This is a genomic window from Lachnotalea sp. AF33-28, assembly GCF_003477885.1.
Taxonomy (GTDB): domain Bacteria; phylum Bacillota; class Clostridia; order Lachnospirales; family Lachnospiraceae; genus AF33-28.
This window is the reverse complement of sequence record NZ_QUEE01000002.1, coordinates 95,504-117,754: the sequence shown is the minus strand read 5'-3', so window position 1 is coordinate 117,754 and position 22,251 is coordinate 95,504. Positions and strand designations below refer to the sequence as shown.

At 47.2% G+C, this 22,251-nt stretch carries 21 protein-coding genes and 1 other annotated feature; of the genes, 2 read left to right on the top strand and 19 right to left on the bottom strand.

Features of this window, described 5'->3' with window-relative positions; genetic code table 11:
- Positions 1 to 137 precede the first annotated feature (137 nt).
- The 14 genes from DWZ56_RS03005 to DWZ56_RS02935 form a co-directional block, all read right to left on the bottom strand.
- Positions 138 to 1,625: a class I SAM-dependent DNA methyltransferase gene (locus DWZ56_RS03005; protein WP_118554917.1), complete on the bottom strand. Its 1,488-nt coding sequence runs from the start codon at positions 1,623 to 1,625 to the stop codon at positions 138 to 140.
- A complete protein-coding gene (locus tag DWZ56_RS03000) occupies positions 1,618 to 2,673 on the bottom strand; it encodes a PDDEXK nuclease domain-containing protein (protein ID WP_118554916.1) in 1,056 nt (351 codons plus the stop codon). The genes DWZ56_RS03005 and DWZ56_RS03000 overlap by 8 nt, the downstream gene beginning before the upstream one ends.
- Positions 2,670 to 3,806: a restriction endonuclease subunit S gene (locus DWZ56_RS22655; protein WP_158584419.1), complete on the bottom strand. Its 1,137-nt coding sequence runs from the start codon at positions 3,804 to 3,806 to the stop codon at positions 2,670 to 2,672. Before DWZ56_RS22655 ends, DWZ56_RS03000 begins: the two co-directional genes overlap by 4 nt.
- 11 nt (positions 3,807 to 3,817) lie before the next feature.
- Entirely contained in the window at positions 3,818 to 6,556 is a 2,739-nt protein-coding gene (locus tag DWZ56_RS02990; protein WP_118554915.1) for a type I restriction endonuclease subunit R, read from the bottom strand.
- A 1-nt stretch (position 6,557) separates the two neighbouring features.
- Positions 6,558 to 6,770 carry a helix-turn-helix domain-containing protein gene (locus DWZ56_RS02985; protein WP_118554914.1) on the bottom strand — a complete coding sequence of 71 codons (213 nt, stop codon included), beginning with the start codon at positions 6,768 to 6,770 and terminating at the stop codon, positions 6,558 to 6,560.
- 219 nt (positions 6,771 to 6,989) lie between these two features.
- The gene (locus tag DWZ56_RS02980; protein WP_118554913.1) at positions 6,990 to 7,457 is read right to left on the bottom strand and encodes a BRO-N domain-containing protein; all 468 of its coding nucleotides are present in this window, start codon (positions 7,455 to 7,457) and stop codon (positions 6,990 to 6,992) included.
- Between the two features lie 15 nt (positions 7,458 to 7,472).
- On the bottom strand, positions 7,473 to 7,850 hold the full coding sequence (locus tag DWZ56_RS02975; RefSeq protein ID WP_118554912.1) for a TnpV protein: 378 nt from the start codon (positions 7,848 to 7,850) through the stop codon (positions 7,473 to 7,475).
- Positions 7,851 to 7,982: 132 nt separating this feature from the next.
- A complete protein-coding gene (locus DWZ56_RS02970; RefSeq protein WP_118554911.1) occupies positions 7,983 to 8,162 on the bottom strand; it encodes a hypothetical protein in 180 nt (59 codons plus the stop codon).
- A 454-nt stretch (positions 8,163 to 8,616) separates the two neighbouring features.
- Positions 8,617 to 10,152: a glutamine-hydrolyzing GMP synthase gene (gene guaA / locus DWZ56_RS02960; RefSeq protein ID WP_118554910.1), complete on the bottom strand. Its 1,536-nt coding sequence runs from the start codon at positions 10,150 to 10,152 to the stop codon at positions 8,617 to 8,619.
- A gap of 15 nt (positions 10,153 to 10,167) precedes the next feature.
- On the bottom strand, positions 10,168 to 10,686 hold the full coding sequence (locus tag DWZ56_RS02955; RefSeq protein WP_158584418.1) for a zinc ribbon domain-containing protein: 519 nt from the start codon (positions 10,684 to 10,686) through the stop codon (positions 10,168 to 10,170).
- Positions 10,687 to 10,849: 163 nt separating this feature from the next.
- Complete coding sequence (locus DWZ56_RS02950) at positions 10,850 to 11,326, bottom strand: methylglyoxal synthase (RefSeq protein ID WP_118554908.1); 477 nt, start codon at positions 11,324 to 11,326, stop codon at positions 10,850 to 10,852.
- Positions 11,327 to 11,530: 204 nt separating this feature from the next.
- The gene (locus DWZ56_RS02945) at positions 11,531 to 12,142 is read right to left on the bottom strand and encodes a hypothetical protein (protein ID WP_118554907.1); all 612 of its coding nucleotides are present in this window, start codon (positions 12,140 to 12,142) and stop codon (positions 11,531 to 11,533) included.
- Positions 12,143 to 13,076: 934 nt separating this feature from the next.
- On the bottom strand, positions 13,077 to 14,678 hold the full coding sequence (locus DWZ56_RS02940; RefSeq protein ID WP_118554906.1) for an O-antigen ligase family protein: 1,602 nt from the start codon (positions 14,676 to 14,678) through the stop codon (positions 13,077 to 13,079).
- 210 nt (positions 14,679 to 14,888) lie between these two features.
- Positions 14,889 to 15,197, bottom strand: coding sequence for a hypothetical protein (locus DWZ56_RS02935; protein ID WP_118554905.1), 309 nt, complete (start codon positions 15,195 to 15,197; stop codon positions 14,889 to 14,891).
- A 467-nt stretch (positions 15,198 to 15,664) separates the two neighbouring features.
- Between DWZ56_RS02935 and DWZ56_RS02930 the strand changes: the two genes are divergently transcribed.
- Positions 15,665 to 16,741, top strand: a complete 1,077-nt coding sequence (locus tag DWZ56_RS02930) for a helix-turn-helix domain-containing protein (RefSeq protein ID WP_158584417.1) — start codon at positions 15,665 to 15,667, stop codon at positions 16,739 to 16,741.
- A 90-nt stretch (positions 16,742 to 16,831) separates the two neighbouring features.
- Here DWZ56_RS02930 and DWZ56_RS02925 read toward each other — a convergent pair whose 3' ends face one another.
- Positions 16,832 to 17,362, bottom strand: a complete 531-nt coding sequence (locus DWZ56_RS02925; RefSeq protein ID WP_118554903.1) for a phosphatase PAP2 family protein — start codon at positions 17,360 to 17,362, stop codon at positions 16,832 to 16,834.
- 200 nt (positions 17,363 to 17,562) lie between these two features.
- On the opposite strand from DWZ56_RS02925, the gene truA reads away from it, so the two are divergent.
- The gene (gene truA, locus DWZ56_RS02920) at positions 17,563 to 18,300 is read left to right on the top strand and encodes a tRNA pseudouridine(38-40) synthase TruA (protein ID WP_118554902.1); all 738 of its coding nucleotides are present in this window, start codon (positions 17,563 to 17,565) and stop codon (positions 18,298 to 18,300) included.
- Between the two features lie 7 nt (positions 18,301 to 18,307).
- On the opposite strand, the gene DWZ56_RS02915 is transcribed toward truA, so the two are convergent.
- Genes DWZ56_RS02915 through ilvB form a run of 4 tightly spaced genes read right to left on the bottom strand, consistent with a single transcriptional unit; the run spans position 18,308 to position 21,775 of the window.
- Entirely contained in the window at positions 18,308 to 18,559 is a 252-nt protein-coding gene (locus tag DWZ56_RS02915) for a DUF6171 family protein (protein ID WP_118554901.1), read from the bottom strand.
- A 1-nt stretch (position 18,560) separates the two neighbouring features.
- Positions 18,561 to 19,529, bottom strand: coding sequence for a GTP 3',8-cyclase MoaA (gene moaA, locus DWZ56_RS02910; RefSeq protein ID WP_118554900.1), 969 nt, complete (start codon positions 19,527 to 19,529; stop codon positions 18,561 to 18,563).
- A gap of 10 nt (positions 19,530 to 19,539) precedes the next feature.
- On the bottom strand, positions 19,540 to 20,037 hold the full coding sequence (gene ilvN / locus DWZ56_RS02905; RefSeq protein ID WP_118554899.1) for an acetolactate synthase small subunit: 498 nt from the start codon (positions 20,035 to 20,037) through the stop codon (positions 19,540 to 19,542).
- A gap of 13 nt (positions 20,038 to 20,050) precedes the next feature.
- On the bottom strand, positions 20,051 to 21,775 hold the full coding sequence (gene ilvB / locus DWZ56_RS02900; protein WP_118554898.1) for a biosynthetic-type acetolactate synthase large subunit: 1,725 nt from the start codon (positions 21,773 to 21,775) through the stop codon (positions 20,051 to 20,053).
- A gap of 59 nt (positions 21,776 to 21,834) precedes the next feature.
- Positions 21,835 to 22,150, bottom strand: a binding site (T-box leader).
- Between the last annotated feature and the right edge of the window lie 101 nt (positions 22,151 to 22,251).

Here is a 22,251-nt window from a genome sequence, read left to right as displayed (position 1 = left end):
CCAATTCATTTTTCCTATTCACCCAGCATTGGCTGCTGATACTTAAACAGAGCCATAGGATTGGTAGTAGCATAAACATTTACAGTCGGGGTTCCATTAAGACTTCTCATTTCTCCAGTCTTCTTTTTGCTGAAACATCATTTTTTTAAATGCGCCCGTAATCCCTGAAAGCTCTCCAACGCGCTCTGTAGATTTTCAATAATATCTACCGCAATTTCATCCGGAGCAGGTAAACTGTCGAGGTCTGCAAGTGATTTATCCTTTATCCAGAACAAGTCAAGGCTTGTCTTATCACGTTCCAAAATTTCTTTTACATCGAATCGGCGGAACCGCCCATCTGGATTCTCCTCTGACCATGTTTCCTTACGCTCATGACGGTTCTCCGGATTGTAACACTGAATGAAATCCAAAAGGTCTGCATCAGACATCGGATGCTGTTTCAGTGTGAAATGGATATTGGTACGAAAATCATATATCCATACATCTTTCGTCTGCATTTCGGCACTGGCTGGGCGTTTATCAAAAAAGATAACATTTGCCTTTACCCCCGGCTTGTAGAAAATACCTGTCGGCAAGCGAAGAATGGTATGTAGGTCCGTGGTTTCCAACAGCTTTTTACGCACGATTTCTCCTGCCCCACCCTCAAACAAAACATTATCCGGCACAACAACGGCAGCCTTGCCCGTGGCTTTGAGGATGGTATTGATATGCTGTACAAAGTTTAGCTGTTTATTGGAGCTGGTTGTCCAGAAATCCTGTCGGTTGTATACGAGGTCTTCTTCCTCCTGCTCTCCCTCTTCATTCGTAAAGGTAAGTGCAGACTTTTTTCCGAATGGAGGATTGGTCAGTACATAATCCACACGGTAGCCGGGATCGGTGAGCAGTGCATCACCATAGGCAATCGGAACATTGCCGTAAATATCACCGATATTGTGGAGATACAGATTCATCAATGCGGTTTTGTAGGTAGCAGACACAATTTCATTGCCGTAGAAAGTTTCATTTTTCAAAAATTCTTTCTGTTCACGGTCAAGAGAATAGTTCTCGGGGTCGGCAATGAACGACTGCGAAGCGAGGAAGAATCCTCCCGAACCGCAGCAGGGATCCGCGATAGTTTTCATAGGCTCCGGGCGGACACATTTCACCATTGCGTGAATCAGTGGACGAGGGGTAAAATACTGACCTGCGCCGCTCTTAATATCTTCCGCATTCTTTTGCAACAAGCCTTCATAGATTTCGCCCTTGACATCGGAGGACATAGCTACCCATTTTTCATTGTCAATCATCTGCACCACACGATACAAAATGGCGGCACTGCTGATTTTGTTGCTTGCACCTTTGAAGATTTTGCCGAGAATACCACCTTGCTTGCCCAGCTCCTCCAGCGTGGATTTATACTGTTCTTCCAATTCCGCACCCTTGAGGGTGTTCATATCCGACCATGTGTATCCAGCAGGAATGCCCGTTTCTTTTTTATAAGGTGGTTTGGAATACTCATCTGACATTTTCAGGAAGATAAGGTATGTAAGCTGCTCCAGATAATCTCCGTAGGAAACACCGTCATCACGGAGCGGATTACACATTCCCCAAACCTTTGATACGATTGCTGATGTTTGTTCACTCATTTTCTTCCTCCCCGTGCCATTTATTCAAGACACGCTCCACTTGTGCAAGCAATTGTTCCTTTTCTGGCATATAAAGCACATACCTGGAAACAAAGATCTGATTTGACAGACCCCCCAATGCATACTGCACATCCAGATTGTTCTTATCTGTACACAAAATAAGACCAATCGGCGGATTATCATCAGGATCGTTCACTTCCTCCCGATAGTAATTCAAATACATATTCAATTGCCCGGCGGCCTCCGGCATAAACTCCTTCGCCTTTAGTTCAATCAGCACATAAGCGCGGAACATTTTATTGTAAAACACCATATCCACATAGCGCATGGTGTTTCCAACCGGAACTCTCTGCTGTGTACCAACGAACATAAATCCTCTTCCCAGCTCCAAAAGGAAGTTTTCTATATTGCGCACCAGCGCCGCTTCCAAATCGTTTTCCATGATTGGCTTGTTTTCGGGCAATCCAAGAAATTCAAACACATACGGATCACGCACAATATCGCCGGGTTGCGTATATTCTACTCCCTGCTGCGCCAATGAGAGGACTTCATTTTTGTTGGAATCCCCACGGGAAAGCAGGAGCCGCTCAAATAGCATACTTTCCTTTTGACGCTTCAATTCGCGAATAGACCAACCGGAAGCGATGCATTCCTTTTCATAAAAAGCTCTTTTATCAGGATCTGAAATACTCAACAGTTCACAGTAATGCGACCATGACAATTTTCCAGACACTGTCTGGAATTTTTGATAAGTCTGATAGAACAATCTCATATTATAAACATTAGAGCGAGAAAAACCTTTCCCAAATTCTCTTGTCAACGTCTTTGAAAACTGACGCAATGTCTCTTCCCCATAAACTGCACGTATCTGTTCGTTCTGTTCATAACGGACAATAATCTCGCCAATACGCCAATAAGTAGACAGCAATTCCTGATTCACCTGTGTTGCTACATTCTGACGGGACTTATTCAGCAGTTCACGGATTTCTGATATGGCAGTGCTTAATATGGTTCCATCCGCCGAAAGTAGTTTAGACTGTTCACTCATGGATTCACTCCTCCTTCAAAGGCTTGTTTTAGTATGCTCTGTCGCATGGCATCAGCCTGTACCAATGCGGTGTCCACAATCTGCTCGATACTTTCGCAGACGGATAGACGGGATTCGATAATTTGTACTGCTTGATTCTGTTCATTTATGTCGGGAACTGGAATCAAGAATTTCTTTATATCGCCTACATTAATATGTGGTGATGCAGACCCACCAATATTTTCTGTAATGACACTGTTTAGATATGGTGAGTTCAAATAATGCATCAGAAATCTATTGTTCACATCTGTGCCAGTTCTTAACAGCATCATTCGTTGTCCCAAGCATACTTCAAGTCCTTTTGGAATGATACAAGCTATTCCTAATATGGCTCCCTCACGGCTATATAAAACATCTCCCGGCAAAGGGCGGAGACGTACTATTCGGCTTTCAAATGTACTATCGGAAACATAGTTTGGTTTGGACAAATCTAAAAATCCCTTACGGAAGTTCGTTGTTCGTAAGCAAAGTTTCCCTTCTTCTACCCATTTGGGAGTTGAATGCGGGCAATCCACAATACAATCGCATATATCATCAATATGTCTTTCGGGTATGCTTTTCCGTTTGAACGATTCAAACACCTCTTTCAGCACCGCCTGCCGATACACCGCCAACTGCTGCTTAGTAGTCTGCAAGGTTTCCACAGCCTTATCCAGTTCGGAGAATAGTTCCTCAATGCGGTCGACGATGCGTTCTTGTTCGGGCAACGGCGGAATAGCAACTTTTAGCTTGGAATACTGCTGAATCCAGTATCGTTTGTGTGTGCTGTGTTCAATATGAATGATCTGCATCCTGTAAAAAATGTACTTTGGCAATACCAATTCAATGTTTATGTTCAAAATCTTCATTGCCGAAGATTTTACCTTAAATTTGAAGTTGACATACTGCGTGGCAGTAGTAAAATCGTCAAATATTATGACGGGCAATTTATCAAATATTCCTTCGGTTTCATTTGTATATCCGAGAATAAATGATTTTCCTGCTGTCAATACAGGTGTTTTATAGGAGTCATTATAATCTGTTGTTTCTACAATATAAGCTGATGGCTGCTCGTATGGAAGCAATTCTCCCAATTCGTATTCTTTGAGTTCCACTTGAAACCTCCTTACGCTACCAATTCTGTGTTCATCTCATTTAATATCTCCTCGTACCCATCCCCAAAAGAATCGTAGAACCCCAGCAGACCACCTTTGCGGTCAAAGGGTGTCAAGTCCAAATCCTCCAACAGAATACTGAGAGATGTTGCAATGTGGTCTTTAATCAGACGCAGCCATTCCATCTGACTTTCGGTAAACTGAATATTTCCGGCGTTGCGCTTGAATGTCCATTGCATAAAGTTGTAATTCACCTTATCCGCAAAAGGGGTAAGGCTATCGTAATATCCTATTTCAAAGCGAATGATGGAAATCAAGTCGGTCAGCTGTGCCACCGTGCCGCGCTTTACCTTATCCGGCTTCTTGATGGCATAGCAGTCCCATAGGCGTACCACGGTGATGCCTTTGCCTTTTAGTTTTTCATAAAGTGCCTTTAGCTGCTCAATTGCCATTGGGCGGTCTTTGTAGCTTTCGTTATAGATGATACGCAAAGCAAGTATCTCGTCCTTGTTTTCTTCTATGAATTCATGGAAGGTGGCGATAATACGGTCTGCATTTTCCTCCTGCTTTGCATCAAAGCCTGCGAACACAACCGAGTCTATATTCACATTATCAATAATCTGGTCATGACTGCGGCGCACATTTTCGATGTAATCGCGGACATCCGGGTCATGGAACGGAGCAACGGCAGTCTGTACTAATTCTTTCTGCGCCTGCTTCAATTGTTCTTCCGTAACTTCTGCAGAGCCTGTATCCGCTTGCGCCTTTGCCCGCAGTACATCCTCGTCAAAAGCATTCAGCAGATTTTCCGCAACTGTTCCGGCAGCTGTGCCGACTGTGGCTTCAAACTGTTTGCGCTCTGCCGGAGACATCTGACTGTTCAAACGAATCACACGGTTTGCAAGCGAGGTCAGAGTATCCTCGTCCTTTGCACCAAGCGCCACATTCATCATGAGTTCTTTCATGCTGACGGTTGGTTTGCGTTCCAGCGGTCTGGTATCCGATTTCTTGGATTTCGTTACGCCAACGGCATCCACAATAACAAAATGGTCTTTATTTTCTGTGGCAGACGGGGTGACCTTCTGCAAGTCATCCTTGCTGAGTACACGAGTGCCTCTGCCTTTCATCTGCTCAAAATAGTTCTTGCTGCGTACATCACGCATGAAGATCAAGCACTCAATCGGCTTGACATCGGTACCGGTGGCAATCATATCCACAGTAACGGCAATACGAGGGTTGTAATCGTTACGGAAGGAACTTAAGACCGATTCCGGGTTATCCGCAGAATAGGTGATTTTTCGGCAGAAGTCATTGCCCTCGCCAAATTCCTCACGGACGATTTGAATAATGTCATCCGCATGGCTGTCTGTCTTTGCAAAAATCAGTGTTTTTGGCACTTCTTTTCTGCGTGGGAACAGTGTGGTAAACAAATTTTCCTTAAACGAGCGAATGACCGTGCGAATCTGGCTCGGGTTGACAATATCCCGGTCAAGCTGGGTCGGCTTGTAATCCACATCCTCATCAAGCTGTTTCCAGCGTTTGGCTCTGGACAAGCGATCACGGTATTCAATTAATTGCTTCATCAGATGTGCACCATTTTTTCCCACCCGTGTTTCGATAAGGAATATATCCTCACCAACATTCACGCCATCAATAATGGCTTGTTCACGGGGATACTCGCTGACGATATTCTCATTAAAAAACGCAAAGGTGCGATTATCCGGGGTAGCGGTCAAGCCAATAATAAACGCATCAAAATAAGTCAGCACTTGGCTCCACACATTATAAATGGAGCGGTGGCATTCATCGACTATGATGCAATCAAAGAATTCCGGCGGATATTTTTCGTTATAAACCACTTCTTTTGGCGCTTTGCTTTCCGCCGTTACAAATTCCGCAAAGGATTTTTCTTCGGTGGATTCATCCAGCTCCTCACCCTTTAAGATAGAGTACATTCTCTGAATGGTGCAGATGCAAATTTGAATATCATTGGGTATGTAGGAATTTTTCAATCTGCGAACGCCATAAAGCTGAGAAAAAGAGCGCGGATCATCATTAGGTGTGTAGGCCAGAAACTCACGTTCTGCCTGTTCACCAAGACCTCTGGTATCTACAAGAAAAAGAATGCGGTTCATTTTTCCGTATTTCAGTAAACGGTAGGCGGCAGTAATTGCAGTAAAAGTTTTTCCTGCGCCTGTTGCCATTTGCACCAGTGCTTTTGGACGGTTCTCTGCAAAAGAACGGTCTAAATTCTTGATAGCGTTCACCTGACATTTGCGAAATCCCGTTTCATCCAACACAGGAAAATGCTTCATATTATTACGAATGGTATCCGGCTGTTCCAAAAGTGCAAGCAGGGTTTCCGGTCGATGGAATGAGAATACGGTTCGGGAACGGTATTTAATATCGTTATAGTCGGTAAATCGAATCAGTTTGTCTGTTGCTTCATAGGCAAAGCGAATTTGATAATTATTCTTTATCCACTTGAATCTGCTGTTCGCATAACGTCCGGACTGTACCTCAACATCGGTAATGGATTCGCCTTTTTCTTCACGCTTTGCTTCGGCAACACCCACAGGCTTACTGTCAATAAAAAGAGCATAGTCTACTTCGCCTGTACTTGTAGGAAATTCACGGACAGCAACGCCAAGTGCAACAGAAAGATTCAACTTTTTCATGTCTTGAATAACCCAGCCGGACTGGCGAAGTTTCTCGTCAATCACAAGCCGCGCTTTTTCTTCGGGCGTCATATCACGTGTCCTCCTCATCAATGTATTCCACAATATCTCCAAAATCGCATTTCAGTGATTTGCAAATTCTGCTCAGTACTGCAAGCGTAACTTCTTCATCTTTTCGCATACGTGTTAATGTATTAGGAGCAATTTCTGCCGCCTTACGCATATCGGCCTGACTCATTTTTTTATCTATCAATAGTTTCCATAAACGATTATATGATACAGCCATGTGGCTCCTCCTTGATGAATACAGCAAACTCATCTATCCTTAAAAGACTTGTCTATAGAAACAATATCACACTTTTTATATTTAAACAATCATTATTCGCATCTCAATGCGAATCGCTCTCTTTACAATGCTACGTTTTATAAGTAGTTGAGCAGAGGCTCTGCTCCAAAAAAACCTGCAAAAACCCCTGCACTTGCAAGACTCTCCGAAGCAAAACCATTACATATGATCAGCTATTTCTCCCACAATTCTCTCCGCAATCTCATAAATCAATTCCGAATTTTCCTTCACCTCTTCCATCATCCGATCTGTCATATAACCTCCGTTCCTACGAATCGCCGGAATAACCTCATGAGTAATCCACCGTCTAAACCTTCTGACCATCTCCATCCGTTCCTCCACCTTTCCATTATCATGTGACACACCCTTCGCTTTCTGTGGTTGCATGGCAAAGAGCAGGGAATAAAGACCACTCTCATTAATTACGGTCACGGGTTGTTTCCCACCTGCCGTTTCTATTTGTGACACACCCTTTTTATCCGCATCCAGTCGTCCCAGAGATCGCCGATAATTGGTATCTCCAAAAGCAGCACACACATCCTTCCCGACAAACCACGGCTCACCCCCTATCGTTACTGTCCTGATTTTTCCAAACTGCTCATCATTGAAAATCTGCATTTTCTCCATCAAATACTTCCCCCTTCAAACATAAATCATCTCATGCAAGATGATCTCTTCTGCACGGTTTACGATGCTCTGCATAGAGCGCACCCACTCCAACCAGGAACGGCGCTTCAATTCCTCATTCACTTTTTCTGCTTCCGTCATCTGCTGAATAATCCTCTCATATCGCCTCTGTGCCTGCTCATTCAGGTCAGCAAGATAGGAATACAACCTGTCCGTCAGAATCAATTCGTTCAAAAGCAGCGTGTTGGTCTCCTTCAGGTACTCCCTGTGCATCCATCCCCACTTCCCAATAGGATGTTTTTCCGTCGAACACACGATGTCCGGGAGATAATAATCTCCGTGTAAAGTATAGTGAATGCCATTTTCAACGATCTCTTTTTTCAGTTCTGTCATGATAAAATGCTCCTCTCTTGTGTTGGTGTGTTTTTCTTTCTGACTGTCTTAGCAAGCAATGGAAAAATATATATTTTCCCTGCTTGCTGGTGATACCCCAGACCCCCTGACGTCCGTTTTTACGTCCGTCCATCATCGGTCAAGACCTCGATGCTTTTCTTTCTCTGCCCGGTTGAGTGCCGAGTCCAGATTCTGTTTGACCGCCTGCCAGTTTTGCATTTCTGTCCGCGTCTCTCTGTATTTCTGATACTGTTTTTTCTGCTCGGTCATCAGTTCCTGAATCAGGGAAGTCAGATCCTTTACCTTTGGCAAGGTCTTCAATCCGTATCCATCAAAACACCATCTTTCAAATGTTGGAGGACTGGCAAAACCAGAAAGCAAAGCTTCTCGCAGGGGAAATCTCCAAAGAAGAATATGATGAATGGAGATACCACTATCCCGCATCCGGCAGCACAGCTTTTCATTCCACCGGGAATGGTAACTTGGCAGATGCCATTGCTCATACTGCTGCGGACGAGCAGACGGAATAAATCTGCGAGCATGTTCGTTCGGCTCGTTGCACGCAAAAAAACGGCTTTACCGACTTCCAATCAGGAATCAGTAAAACCGTTTTCTTTTTGTTCTAAAAGTCATCCACCTGCAAACCACCGGAGCGGTTCACTAAAGTAAACAAATCTATTTAGAACTTCTGTTATCAAATTGTTATAAAATGCACCCACAGATGCTGAAAAATCCAGTAAATAAGTCACTTTCCATGCATCTTTACTTACTCGAATTCAATCGTCGCCGGCGGCTTCCCCGTACAGTCATACAGCACCCGGTTCACATGCTTCACTTCGTTCACAATCCTGTTGGACACCTTTCCCAGCAACTCCCAGGGAAGCTCCGCAAATTCCGCGGTCATGAAATCCGTTGTTGTAACTGCACGCAGCGCGATCGCGTAATCATAGGTTCTCTCATCCCCCATGACACCGACCGAGCGCATATTGGTCAGCGCGGCAAAATACTGGTTTACCTTTTTATCCAGGCCGGCGTTCGCTATCTCCTCGCGGAAGATCGCATCGGCATCCTGGAGCATCTGAATCTTTTCCTCCGTCACCTCACCGATGATGCGGATCGCGAGACCCGGACCCGGGAACGGCTGGCGTCTGACCAATTTTTCAGGTATGCCCAGCTCCAGGCCGGCTTTTCTCACCTCATCTTTAAACAGATCCCGCAAGGGTTCGATGATTTCTTTGAAATCCACATAGTCCGGAAGGCCGCCCACGTTGTGGTGGCTCTTGATCACGGCGGATTTGCCAAGGCCGCTCTCAATCACATCCGGATAGATGGTTCCCTGAACGAGATAATCCACGGCGCCGATCTTTTTGGCCTCCGCTTCAAAGACACGGATGAACTCTTCGCCGATGATCTTGCGTTTATCCTCCGGTTCCTCAGCACCGGCCAGCTTGTCGTAGAACTGTTTCTGAGCGTTTACACGGATGAAATTTAAGTCAAACTGTTTGGTAAAGACCTCTTCCACCTCATCGCCTTCGTTTTTGCGAAGCAGGCCATGATCCACGAAGATACAGGTCAGCTGCTTGCCTACAGCTTTGCTGATAAGCACGGCGGCCACGGAGGAATCCACGCCGCCGGACAGGGCACAGAGCACCTTTTTATCGCCGATCTTTTCGCGCAGAGCGCGGATGGAGGTTTCCACAAAGGAATCCATCTTCCAGTCGCCCTTGCAGCCGCAGACCTTAAATAAAAAGTTGCTTAACATCTTTGTGCCTTCCACGGTGTGGACTACCTCCGGATGGAACTGCACGGCATATAAATTCTTTTCAGGATTCTGCACGGCCGCGACCGGGCAGGACTTGGAATGGGCCGCGATCTCAAATCCCGGCGCCATCTCTGCGATATAATCGGTGTGGCTCATCCAGCAGACGGTATTGCCGTTCACTCCGTCGAACAGTTTACAGCTGTTGTTCACTTCCACTTCCGTCCTGCCGTATTCTCTGACAGGCGCTTGCTCCACGCGGCCTCCCAGCAGATATGTCATGAGCTGTGCTCCATAACAGATTCCTAAAACCGGCACCCCAAGCTGAAAGATTTCCTTCGGACACTTCGGTGAATCCTCTGCGTAAACGCTGGCCGGCCCCCCGGTAAAGATGATTCCCTTCGGATTTTTCCCCCTGATCTCCTCCAAACTGGTGAAATACGGAAGTACTTCACAGTAAACATTGCACTCTCTCACTCTTCTGGCAATAAGCTGATTATATTGTCCGCCAAAGTCCAGAACAATTACCGATTCTCTCTCCACTGAAGCTCCCCCTGATTATTCTGCTGTTTTTTCTGCTTCTGACGCGTCCTCTGCAGCTTCTGCGCCCGCTTCTTCGGAGTTCTCCGCAGCTGCCTCGTTTGCAGCTTCCTCTGCCATCTCTTCGTCAGTCTGAGGCTCCTTTACGCCTTCTTCCATATCATGTACGACTTCCGGATCCGCTTTCTCTATCTTCGCGCCGCAGCTTGCACAAAAGCTTGCGTCCGCAGGGACTTCCGCGCCGCAGTTGATGCAGACAGTGGTTCCTTTGATCTTATGGATATCGGATTTACATTTCTCAAGAGCCGCCTTTTCATTTGATACGGCTTCCATCAGCGGCACATACGCTTCCGCCACCTCTCCGTCCGCGTTTTCATAGAACAGACGGCCGATCTCCGTATAAGCATTCTTAATCTTGCCTTCATGTGCAGCGATTTCCGCTTTTAATCTGGTGATCTCCGCAACATCTTTGGCCTTGGAAGCTACATCTTTACCTGTAGAAGCAATTTTCTCACCTAATCCATCAAAAAATCCCATAGCTGATTCTCCTTTTCGCATGTATTATCTGGCTGATTTTTCTCCCGTCTGCCGGCAGAAAACCGCCTGGTTCCGTTGACTTTCTAACTACATTATACGGACTTGACGTAAAATGTCAATTGATTTGGGCCTGCGGACCGGTTCTTTCCCGGTTATTTAACATTTACTTCATATTTTCTATACGGTTTTCAATCACTTTTCCATAATTTACCACGTTGTGGTCATAGGTCTCATTCATATATTTCGAATTGAGAAGAAAATCCGCCGTGGCTTTATTGGTGGCAATCGGAATATCATAGACAACGGCAATGCGCAACAGGGCGCGCACATCCGGATCATGGGGCTGTGATGCCAGCGGATCCCAAAAAAACACGACAAAATCCACTTTCCCCTCCACGATTCGGGCGCCCACCTGCTGGTCACCGCCTAACGGGCCGCTGTTATAGCCTCTTACGGGAAGCCCTGTTTTCTCCGTAATCAGACGGGCCGTCGTGCCCGTTCCGCATAAAAAATGATTTTTCAATATTTCTTTGTTGGCTTCGGCCCACTCCATCATCTGCTGCTTTTTGCTGTCATGAGCAATTAAAGCGATATTTTTCTGTTTGCCAATCGTAAAGGTTACATAATCATCCTGCAGCATATTCCGCCTCCTGGTATATTATATGTATTTATTTTCACGTTTTTTCAGACAGATGTCAACCAGATTTTGCAAACAGGACACAGGAACCGTAAACAGCCTCTAACATATAAATGGACTCCCGCCCGGCAGTACCAATCACCTGCCGGGCGGGAATCCATATCATCTGCCAAAAACTGTTTTCCGATTTCCTGTTATAGCGTTTCATCAATCGCCTTCTGTTATCACGAAGTTATAATCTGCATATCCCTGCTCCCATTCCCCATGAATATTATAGATATATCCGCCCTCCGTCAAATCAATCCTGTAATTCCCGGAACTTACGTTTTCGCAATCTCCGTCATGCTCCAATGCCATTCCGGCATATTCCACCGGCCAGCGGCTGACCGAGTATTCTTTAGGCTCTGCCTGAAACTGCAATTCTACTGTAAGGATTCCGGTTTCCCATTGGATTTCCGGCACCTTGCCGATCAGATCCAGCGGATGAGGCGCGTCGGCTATACTGCCCTGCTTCGTACCGTCCCCATTGTCATACATCCAATTAAAGCTTCCGGACTTCAGTTCCAGCTTTCGTGCATTGCCGTCTTTCTCATATATAAGATACAGCAAGGGCGCCTCCCGCAGGTTTTCCAAACTTCCGGTTCCAGTTTCTTTTACCGCAGTTTCTCGTTCTGCGGTATCTCTTTCCATCGTTTCGTTCTCGTTAGATTCGTTTTCCCTGCTAATGCTTTCCTGCTTTTTGCAGCCTGCCAGTGCTGTCATGAGGATCACAAGGACTACGCAGACAACAAACATTCGTTTCTGTTTCTTTTCTTTCATCCGTTCCAACCTCCGTTTCTCCGCCGATGAATCATCTTTTGATTTTCTTACCTACTAAACGGAGCCGGATAAAGAAATGCTACAACACAGTTTGGCATCTTAACCATTTTTTCATTACATAGGAGAGTTCGAAGAACTTTCCTATGTAATGAAAAAGTGATTGAAAAATTATAAGTGCGACAGCCCCTCTTCCTGCGGCGTGTCGCCCTGGCGACAGAATACCTTCCCGCCGCGGTGCGATCCTAAGCGGAGCTTTTTTGTTCAATAGGGCATAATTTTCTATTGAATAAAACAAATAGGAAGGGACATCGACTTTTACTTTTCGATGTCCCTTCCTACACTACCTGATCCATTGGACTAGTCCTCTTTTCTATCCAATTTCTTTCCTCTGATCCTTAAACTCCACTCTCTACTAAGATTCTATTGTTTGAATTTGTAATACTTATTTCATCAGCCGAACATTTCATAAAATCTACTACTTACTTCCAAAGTTGATAACCTGTACTTTTTATTTATCCGATTGACATCTTTTAAATAACTTCCGTAACACTTTACTAACTTCTGATTTTCGTTTCTTTTATTAATTATTCTTTTATCTTCCGACCAACTTCATTAAGCTGTTATGAAATAAGCTGCCTCAAATTCCTCCAAATTCCCTCCTTTCGATCATTTTGTACATTCTCTTTTGGAAAGAAATTTTCAATTCTTTTTTTCCTGTTTCGGGTATACCGAAACTCAATTTAATTTGCTGGTGGTCTGTACCTCTCTTTCTTAAGATGGTTTTATCATACACCTTGTCCGCATATTTGTCAATACTTTTTCAAAATATTTTTCATTTTATCTATTTTAATTTGTTTAAATTGTATTAATTTTACGAATTAATCATATTATTTATTATTTTCAGACATTTATTTCAACAAACTCTTTAACAAAACTATACAGCATCCCCGGCAATCAGGTTTCTGCCGATTCCAAACAGAATAAATATCGTGGCGGTACAGATCACCTGCTGGTAGCAGAACAGGTTATGCCCCATATATGCCAGCGTACAAGCCCCTAGGGCGATCAGGAACGGCCGTTTTCTGCATTTACTAAAAAATGTGGCGGCCGCGGTGACAAAGGTTCCCATATAGGCAATAAACCCAAAGATACCCAGGTTTAAAAGACAGTTCAGCCATTCATTGTGGGCATTTGTCAGAGTGCTGTTTCCCCATTTCGATTTAAGCAGCTCAGCATGAAACTCATAGGAATACGCAGAAAAGCAGTCCGGCCCGCAGCCGAAGAGCTTATTTTTTAACGAATATTCCCCATACATGGAAGCCGCGTATTTCCAGGTAAAGCCTCTTCCGTTTCCCCATTGGTCATCAAAATTAAGGTACCCGATACTGTCCAGGAAACGGAGGCCTGCAGGCAGATGTCCAGTTGTCCGCAGGCAGATCAGCAGCAGAACAAGCGGTATTGCCGCGATCAGCAGGCCCATACAGACATTTCTCACCCTTTTTGCCTCTGTGATCCGCATACGCCCACGCCGGTTCTGCAGGTAAAGCGCCAGATATAACAGCAGCACAGCGGCAAATACTGCCCACAGAAACAGATTCTGTGATAAGAACAGGGACAGCGGCTCCAGGGGAACCGTCTGTTTCGGAAACAGCATCTGCAAAATTCCAACCACACGCATGGAGCCCAGGCACAGAAGAACCAGTTCCAGGAACCGCAGGAACCTTTCATTGGACCGGAACGAAAACCAGAAGTACACAAAGAAGGCCAGCCCCATTCCGATAAATGCGCTGTCGCTGTTCTGCGTACCAAGACTGGCAAAACCGACCATCAGATAGACCGCAAATATGGGAGTCTTCCAGCTTCTCCTGCCATACCAGTAAAAAAACATCGCAATCGGCAGCACCGTGCACAGAAAGCTGGAGTACCAGGTTGCCTGTCCCAGAGTGGATAAGAACAGTACCTTATAGCGCTCTGCGAGCCCGCTGTAAAATCCCAGCGGATCCACATTAAATCGGTTTAATACCCCCAGCAGAAACACCAGAAAGGAGGAGACTCCCAACGCCCACAGATATACTTTTCTAAACTTCAGAAATCTGGAGAGCAGAAAATAGACAGCAATAAAGAAAAGCTGCGGATACAGGCCCATATACCATCCTCCGGAGCCTTTGATTCCGGCTGCTTTATAATCGCTGAATGCAAAGGAAATGAGCAGGGAAACCATATAGGCCAGAACAAACAGATCCAGCAGCGATACTTTACGGGCAGCCGCTTTCAGATCCGGCGTGTTCTCCCTGGTCAGAATAAAGAATATAAGCACGATCAGGCTTACCGCGACAAATAAAAGTGTCGCTGTCCAGAAAAAAGAGAATTTCGCCGGCCCCATATCATAATATTTGTTATGATAATATAGAGGAAATATACCCAGCATGCAGATCAAGTACATGCCCGAAAGCATGTGCAGCATCCGTGCCGGGACGGTTCTCCACGGAAATTTTCCTTTAACCGCATCCTTTTTCTCATCCAAATGTAATTTCATCCTTCTATCCCCTGTATCCGTACCTGCTGATCCGAACGAAACCGGTCGGCCGGTCCCTTTTCCCCATATCGTCAGGTCAGTTTTTAATTTGATTATACCAATTCACCTTGTGATGTCAAGCGAACGTAGTCAAGGGGCGGCAGATTTGACTCTGCCGCCCCTTTGATCATCTGTACATTTTGTATTGTAATTGATCGCCGCGAAGTTCTATTATTTTGCTGCTGTCGTGGACTCGCCAGTGGTTTCTTCACCGGTTGCATCCTCTGTGCCTTCCGTACCTTCGGTCGTATCCTCTTCTGCACCGCTTGTGCTCTCCGCTTCGCTGGTCTCAGCATCGGATGCGTCCGCAGATCCTGTCTCCGGTTCTGTAACCGCTTCCGTAGTGGGAGCTGTCGCTTCAGTCGTTGTGGTAGGGGCGGTCGTAGTCGGCGCCTGGGTTTGTTTATCATCGCTGCCGCAGGCTGTCAGACCGAATACCAGTACTAATGCCAATGTAGCTACAAGAATCTTGTTTTTCATAATTTTCCTCTCCTTCATTATGTAGTAAGATTAGTTTACAGGTTGCACCAGCCGGCAGTTCGCTGCCTTCTGATCACTTATTTCTAAGTTGTGCATATTTTCTCACGGGCGCTATAAAATGTCAATTCAAATAAAATTACTTTTTTCTTACGCAAACTTTACCTGTTTCTGAAAGAAGTGTGAATATTATGTGTTTTTTATAAAGCATATAGATATTTTGTGCAACTATTTTTTCAGATAACTTCCATTTTCATCGTTTCGCCCATTGACTCACCCATGAATCTTGGCTTTGGGTTTTCCTTTCATGCAATCTGTCAGTCGGGCGTTCACAAAAGATTCACACTTAAGGCTAACCACAAGTTAATTTATCTTACCTATAATTAATAACTGCTCAATTGTATAAATACGGCGCCTCTGCTAGAATGTATTTACAGATACGTAATTTTATAGATCAGGAGATGAATTTTATGCCGATTAATCAAGTCATTCGTGAAAAGAGGAAGGAACACGGGTTTACTCAGGAACAGGTCGCGGATTATCTGGGTGTTTCCGCTCCTGCCGTAAACAAATGGGAAAGCGGCGCTTCCTTTCCGGATATCGCCCTGCTGTCCCCTTTGGCCCGGCTGCTTGGAACAGACTTAAATACACTGCTATGTTTCCGGGAAGGCCCCTCCCAACAGGAAATCCACGCCATGATAACCGACCTGGACACTAATGTAAAAGCCCATGGCATCGATGAAGGATTCGCCGCCGCAATCCGATATGTACATCAGTATCCGGCCAACGGACCGATGATCCACCAAATCGCGATGCTGCTGGATGCGAAACTGCTCATGTCCGGCATGAAACCGGAAGAAAAGCGGGCCTATGAGGACCGGGTTCTCGCCCTGTACAAACAGGCTTCCGAATGTGAAGACAGCCAGACACAGGTCAATGCACGCTTTATGCTGGCTTCGAAGTATATGCTGCGTACGGAATATGAAAAAGCACAGAACATGCTGGATCTGCTGCCGGAAAGAAATGAAATCGATAAGAAAAAGCTGCAGGCGGATCTCTATATCAGACAGGGCCGGCTGGAAGATGCCGCGCTGCTGTTAGAGAGAAAGCTGCAGACGGTTCTCTTTGAAATTCTGAATCTTTTGACCGGTCTGACAGACATTGAACTGAAAGAAGGTAATATAAATAACGCCGCTTATATCGCAGAGATTTCCGCTTCAGCGGCAAAGCTGTTTGACCAGTGGGACTACAGCGCTTATATCATCCCCCTCCAGGTAGCGGCAGCCCGGGAAGACCGCGAAGAAAGCCTGTCCATCATCAAATCTATCCTGCAGGCACTGATTACGCCGTGGGACGCGCAGTCCTCCCCTCTGTACAGCCGAATCCCCGCATCTAACGAGGTAAGCCGGGAACAGCTTCAGGAAACGCTGTCCAAAAAGGCTCTGCCGCCCCTCTTATCAGAGCTGGAACACAACCAAAAATACGCATTTCTCTGGCCGGACAAAGAATTTCAGCAGATTATCAAGCATTACCGTTCCCTTTGCTGACCGGTACGCCAATACCGGTGCGGCAATGCTTCACGGAGCGAGAGCGCGTCACTATGAGGACTGTACTCTGCCCCGCTATGCGCGGGGCGTTTACGACAGCCGCGAACAGTGACCTTTTCTCTCCATATGCAGCCAGAACCTGGTCACGCAGTAAGCGATGAGCAGTCCTAAAATCATGCCGGCCAGCACATCTGTCGGATAGTGCACATACAGATACATCCTTGAAAATCCGATCAGGCCGGCCAGGATCAGCGCGGCGGTTCCGATCCTGCGGTTCATAAACCACAGCACTCCGGCAGCCTCAAAGGAACACAGCGTATGCCCGGAGGGAAAAGAATAATCCCATGGCTGCTTTACGAGCAAAATCAGATCCGGACGCATCGTATAAGGCCTGGGCCTGGCGATCAGGTTTTTCAGCATCAGATTGCCGATCAGCAGCCCGCAGAGCAGCGATGCCCATATCATGAGACCGTATTTACGGTATTTCTCCATGCATACCAGAACCAGCCCCACCAGTATCCAAAATATCCCCGACTCTCCCAGCGCGGTTATCAGAACCATCATGCGGTCGAGAAGATCTGTATGAATAGTCTGAATCCAATCCAATATCTGCAGTTCCATCCGTTCCTCCTACTTCATTTTATTCAAATACGGTGCCGCCTGAAACAAAGACTTAGCCCACAGCCGCCCGCGGCAGAACCGCCATGCTCTTGACTCTTTGCGCAATACTGCCTATAATAAACTAAACCCGCGGCGCATCCGCTCCCGCCGGTACACCTGGCGGCCGCATGCCGCACGTCTAAGCAAAGGAAATCATGAGCATGAACTATAAAATCACCCTGCAGTACGACGGCACCCGTTATGACGGATGGCAGAAACAGGGCAACACCCATAACACCATCCAGGAAAAGCTGGAGACCATCCTAGGGAAAATGTGCCAGACCCCCATAGAGGTGCACGGAAGCGGGCGCACAGACGCCGGCGTCCATGCCCTGGCACAGACTGCCAATTTCCATCTGGAGCCCGGCTATGACGCCGCGGACATCATGTCCTGCCTGAACCGGTACCTTCCTGCCGATATCGCTGTAACGGATATCTGCGAGGTCCCCGAACGCTTTCACAGCCGTCTGAACGCTGTCCGCAAAACGTACCGGTACCGCATACATGCCGGCGCTGTAAAAAATGTATTCGGGCGCAATTACATTTATTCCATAGAAGAAATGCCGGATGCAGAGCTGATGCGTCAGGCCGCCGCCCATCTGGTGGGCGAACACGATTTTAAGAGCTTTTGCAGCAACCGTCATATGAAAAAATCCACGGTGCGGCATCTATACGAAATAACGATTAATCAATACGGCCCGGAACTTAGCATGGAATTCAGCGGAAACGGCTTTCTCTACAACATGGTCCGCATCCTGGCAGGCACCCTGTTGGAGGCCGGCCTGGGGCACATTGCGCCTGACCGTATGACGGATATTCTCTCAAAGCAGGACAGACAGGCCGCCGGTCCCACGCTTCCCGCACAGGGACTTTTTCTGGTAAAGGTGGATTACGGCTGATCCTCCTTTACCAGATCTCCTCCGATCTGGCGCAGTGATTCCTGCGCTTTAGGGCCCGCACCTCCACAAAACAGCCGCACAGGCCGCACATCCCGTTGATCAGGCTGTCACAGCCCCGGCATTTGGAAAGCCTTTCCTCATAAATTTCCTGTTCTGCCCGCTCTTCCCGGGGCAGATTCTGTATATAATCGTAGACACCCTTATAGTATTCGCTATCCGTCATGTCTTTTAAAAGGCAGCGTCTGCATACTGTGTCCATCTCATCCTCCGATCTGCACCATGGATCTGGTTTCTTTCCCGTCTTCGTCCTGAAAGCAGTGCGCTTTGGGCTTCTGTGCGATGGCATCTTCCATGATGCCGCGGATTTTTTCATCGTCCGCGCAGTTTCTTAACAGCGCCCGCAAATCATAGCCTCTCTCATAGGACAGGCACGGCTTTAGCATACCGTCACAGGTCAGCCGAACCCGGTTGCAGCGATCGCAGAAACGGTGGCTGATCGCATCGATAAAACCGATGCTTCCCCGGAAATCCGGAAATCTGCAGTATACGGCGGGCCCGTTTCCCCGGGCGCCTTCCACAGGCTGCTCCTCTCCATAAGCCGCCCTTAACGCCTCAAGGACTTCCTCCCCGCGCATCCCCACATAATCTGTTCCGTTTCCCAAAGGCATCAGCTCGATAAAACGTACGTCTACAGGAAACTGTCTGGCCAGTCCGGCCATCTTTATAAGCTCCGTATCATTCAGGCCGCGCAGGGATACACAGTTGATTTTGGTGCGGATGCCGCTGTCCACAGCAGCTTTCAGCCCCTCCATCACCTGTTCCAGACTGCCGCCCCGGGTAATCCTGGCATAGAGTCTGGGATCCAGCGTATCCAGACTGATATTGATTCCGTCTGTTCCCGCCGCCACAAGCTTCGGAAGCTGTCCGGCAAGCAGCTGGCCATTGGTGGTGACGGTCACAGACTGTGTCTGCGGCAGCGCTTTCAGCATCGCGATCAGACGGTCGCAGCCCCGGCGGACCAGGGGCTCTCCGCCGGTGATTTTATACTTGCGGATGCCCAGCTCCCCGGCGATCCTGCAGATTCTTACGATCTCTTCATAGCTTAGTACGTCTTCATGACACATCGGAGATACGCCCTCCGGCGGCATGCAGTACACGCAGCGAAGGTTGCATTTATCGGTGACGGACACGCGCAGGTAGTCTATCTTTCGTTTCTGGTTATCAAACACATCTCCACCTCTAACGGTCTCTCATGCTGATGGACTCAATGGCCACACTTCCGCCGCGCACCACTTCGATATATTTAAAACATTTGGAGGCCAGAGCGATCAGGTCATTATTTCTGTCCTCTGTCTGCACGCATTCCAGCAGCACGCTGTCAGGGCCGTAATCCACAATAGATACGCCGATTACCTGTGCCACGCGGAACGCCTCGGCTTTGTCCTCCGGCGTGCAGTTTTTGATTTTAATAAACAGAATCTCCTTCATGTGGATGGCGCTGTTGGTCAGGTCCACCACCTTAATCACTTCCACACAGCGGTTCAGCTGTTTCTTTATCTGTTCAAAGGTTGCGTCATCGCCCGCCAGCCCTATGGTAATTCTGGATACGGTGGGATCTTCGGTTGTGCCTACGGTGAGGCTCTCCAGGTTATAGCATTTCCCGGAAAAAAGGCCTGATATTTTGGCCAGAACACCCACATCGTTTTCCACATATAATGAAAGCCATCTTTTTTTCATCTTCCTCTACCTCCTAACAATCCAGAATCATATGATCCAGGGCCTGGCCGCTCTGTATCATGGGAAGCACGATCTCGCTGCTGTCTATGATAAACTCGATGATTGTAGGTCCGTCCTTATGTTCCATCGCCTGTTGGAAGGCCGGCCCGATCTCCTCTTTCTTCCATACCCTGATTCCCTGACCGCCGTAGCTTTCCGCCAGCTTCACAAAGTCCGGGGAATAGGGCGGGCAGCACTGGGAAGGATCGCTGCAGCGCTTCTCGCAGCTCTTCCTCCTGCGCAGGCATGTGCTGGAATAGCGTTTGTCATAGAACAGCTGCTGCCACTGCCTTACCATGCCCAGATAGCTGTTATTAAACACACAGAGAATCAAAGGCAGTTCCTGTGTTACCGCGGTTGCCATCTCCTGTATATTCATCTGCATGCCGCCGTCTCCGCTGATGCAGATGACCGGCACATCCGGATTGCCGATTTTAGCACCGATAGCCGCAGGGAATCCATAACCCATGGTGCCGAGACCGCCCGATGTCAGCAGCTTTTTCCTGCGGTCCATCTCCAGATACTGAGTGGTCCACATCTGATGCTGTCCTACGTCGGTCACCACAATGACTTCCGTAAACATCTCATTGATGGCGCCGATAATATTTTCCGGTGTCAGCCCTTCCTGATCCCCATGAGAAATCGGATGCTCCTCTTTCCAGGCATTAATCTGTGCCGTCCAGTCCTCTCTGCCATAGTTTCCTGCCTCATCCAGCATCCTGCCGATGGCCTTGGCCGCATCCCCGACGATGGGAATATCCACCTTGATATTTCTGGAAATAGCGGCGGAATCAATATCCACATGGATGATCTTCGCGTTCTTGGCAAACTCGCTGATCTTGCCCGTGATCCGATCGTTAAATCTGGTTCCGATGGAAAACAGCACATCGCAGTGATTCACCGCCATATTGGCCGCATAGCAGCCGTGCATGCCAACATTGCCCACATAGAGCGGATGGGCGGTGGGCAGAACGCCCCTTCCCATGATGGTTGTCACTACCGGCACCTGTGTCAGCTCCGCAAGCTTTGTCATATTTTCGCCAGCGCCCGCGATGTTCACACCTCCGCCGATCAAAAACAGCGGTCTCTTGGAACGTTTGAGCAGATCCATGGCTTTTCTTAGCTGGCCCACATGCACCTCGGTGTTGGGCTTATAGCCGCGGATCGATACATCCGCCGGATATATGTCATCCCCTTCTTCCAGCATCACATCCTTAGGAAGATCTATTACAACCGGACCCGGCTTGCCGCTGGACGCTATGTAAAATGCTTCCTTAATAATCCGGTTCAGGTCCTTTCGGTCGCGCACCGTCACGCTGTATTTACAGATGCTTCTGGTGATACCGACGATATCCACCTCCTGAAACGCATCGTTTCCGATCAGATTGGTGGGTACCTGGCCCGTGAAGCAGACCAACGGCACACTGTCATAATTTGCTGTGGCTATGCCGGTTACCAGATTGGTAGCTCCGGGACCGCTTGTAACCAGACAGACACCTGTCTTACCCGTGGATCTGGCGTAGCCGTCCGCCGCATGGATCAGCGCCTGCTCGTGTCTGGGCAGCACCACCTCTATCTTATCCTGTTTATAGAGCTCATCGAATAGATCGATGGCATAGCCGCCCGGATAACCGAATATGGTATCCACACCTTCCTCTGTCAGAGCCTTGACAAAAGCTTCTGTTCCTTTAATTTTCATGCTTTTCCCTCCATTCATAATACTGACTTTCTATTGAAAAAAGCCCTAAGCTTTTAAAAGCTTAGGGCGAATGTACAATCCGTGTTACCACCTAAATTCAGATAAAATTATCTGCACTCTGCCGATACGGAAACCGCCTGTATATATACAACATCCCACCGTGCACCGGCCATTTGATAACCGGCGGCATGGATCAGGCAGAGTCGATACCGCTTTCCCTGTAACGGCGGAAACATCCGTTGGAGCCTACTTAGATCCTCCTGTTCGGTCCACTGCTCGAAGGCTACTTCCATACTTCCTCCATGAAGATTCGCACCGTCCATCTTCTCTCTGGGATATTGGAGAGTATGTACTCCTCCTTGTCACTGCATTTTTACTAATATTGTATTATCTATAAGTATAGCAGGGCGGCGAATTGTTGTCAACTGATGAATTTAACCACTTTTTCACCAACACCACTTTTTCAGCGTTACACT

Excerpts from the sequence above, each read along its gene's own strand:
- DWZ56_RS02950 (WP_118554908.1), bottom strand. The coding sequence starts at position 11,326 with ATGCTGCAGGATGATTATGTAACCTTTACGATTGGCAAACAGAAAAAT.
- DWZ56_RS02975 (WP_118554912.1), bottom strand. The coding sequence starts at position 7,850 with ATGACAGAACTGAAAAAAGAGATCGTTGAAAATGGCATTCACTATACT.
- DWZ56_RS02925 (WP_118554903.1), bottom strand. The coding sequence starts at position 17,362 with ATGGAACTGCAGATATTGGATTGGATTCAGACTATTCATACAGATCTT.
- DWZ56_RS02985 (WP_118554914.1), bottom strand. The coding sequence starts at position 6,770 with ATGGCTGTATCATATAATCGTTTATGGAAACTATTGATAGATAAAAAA.
- ilvB (WP_118554898.1), bottom strand. The coding sequence starts at position 21,775 with ATGAAAATTAAAGGAACAGAAGCTTTTGTCAAGGCTCTGACAGAGGAA.
- DWZ56_RS03005 (WP_118554917.1), bottom strand. The coding sequence starts at position 1,625 with ATGAGTGAACAAACATCAGCAATCGTATCAAAGGTTTGGGGAATGTGT.
- DWZ56_RS02935 (WP_118554905.1), bottom strand. The coding sequence starts at position 15,197 with ATGAAAAACAAGATTCTTGTAGCTACATTGGCATTAGTACTGGTATTC.
- DWZ56_RS02945 (WP_118554907.1), bottom strand. The coding sequence starts at position 12,142 with ATGAAAGAAAAGAAACAGAAACGAATGTTTGTTGTCTGCGTAGTCCTT.
- DWZ56_RS02955 (WP_158584418.1), bottom strand. The coding sequence starts at position 10,686 with ATGGGATTTTTTGATGGATTAGGTGAGAAAATTGCTTCTACAGGTAAA.
- DWZ56_RS02990 (WP_118554915.1), bottom strand. The coding sequence starts at position 6,556 with ATGACGCCCGAAGAAAAAGCGCGGCTTGTGATTGACGAGAAACTTCGC.
- DWZ56_RS02980 (WP_118554913.1), bottom strand. The coding sequence starts at position 7,457 with ATGGAGAAAATGCAGATTTTCAATGATGAGCAGTTTGGAAAAATCAGG.
- DWZ56_RS03000 (WP_118554916.1), bottom strand. The coding sequence starts at position 2,673 with ATGAGTGAACAGTCTAAACTACTTTCGGCGGATGGAACCATATTAAGC.
- truA (WP_118554902.1), top strand. The coding sequence starts at position 17,563 with ATGAACTATAAAATCACCCTGCAGTACGACGGCACCCGTTATGACGGA.
- DWZ56_RS02930 (WP_158584417.1), top strand. The coding sequence starts at position 15,665 with ATGCCGATTAATCAAGTCATTCGTGAAAAGAGGAAGGAACACGGGTTT.
- ilvN (WP_118554899.1), bottom strand. The coding sequence starts at position 20,037 with ATGAAAAAAAGATGGCTTTCATTATATGTGGAAAACGATGTGGGTGTT.
- DWZ56_RS02940 (WP_118554906.1), bottom strand. The coding sequence starts at position 14,678 with ATGAAATTACATTTGGATGAGAAAAAGGATGCGGTTAAAGGAAAATTT.
- DWZ56_RS02915 (WP_118554901.1), bottom strand. The coding sequence starts at position 18,559 with ATGGACACAGTATGCAGACGCTGCCTTTTAAAAGACATGACGGATAGC.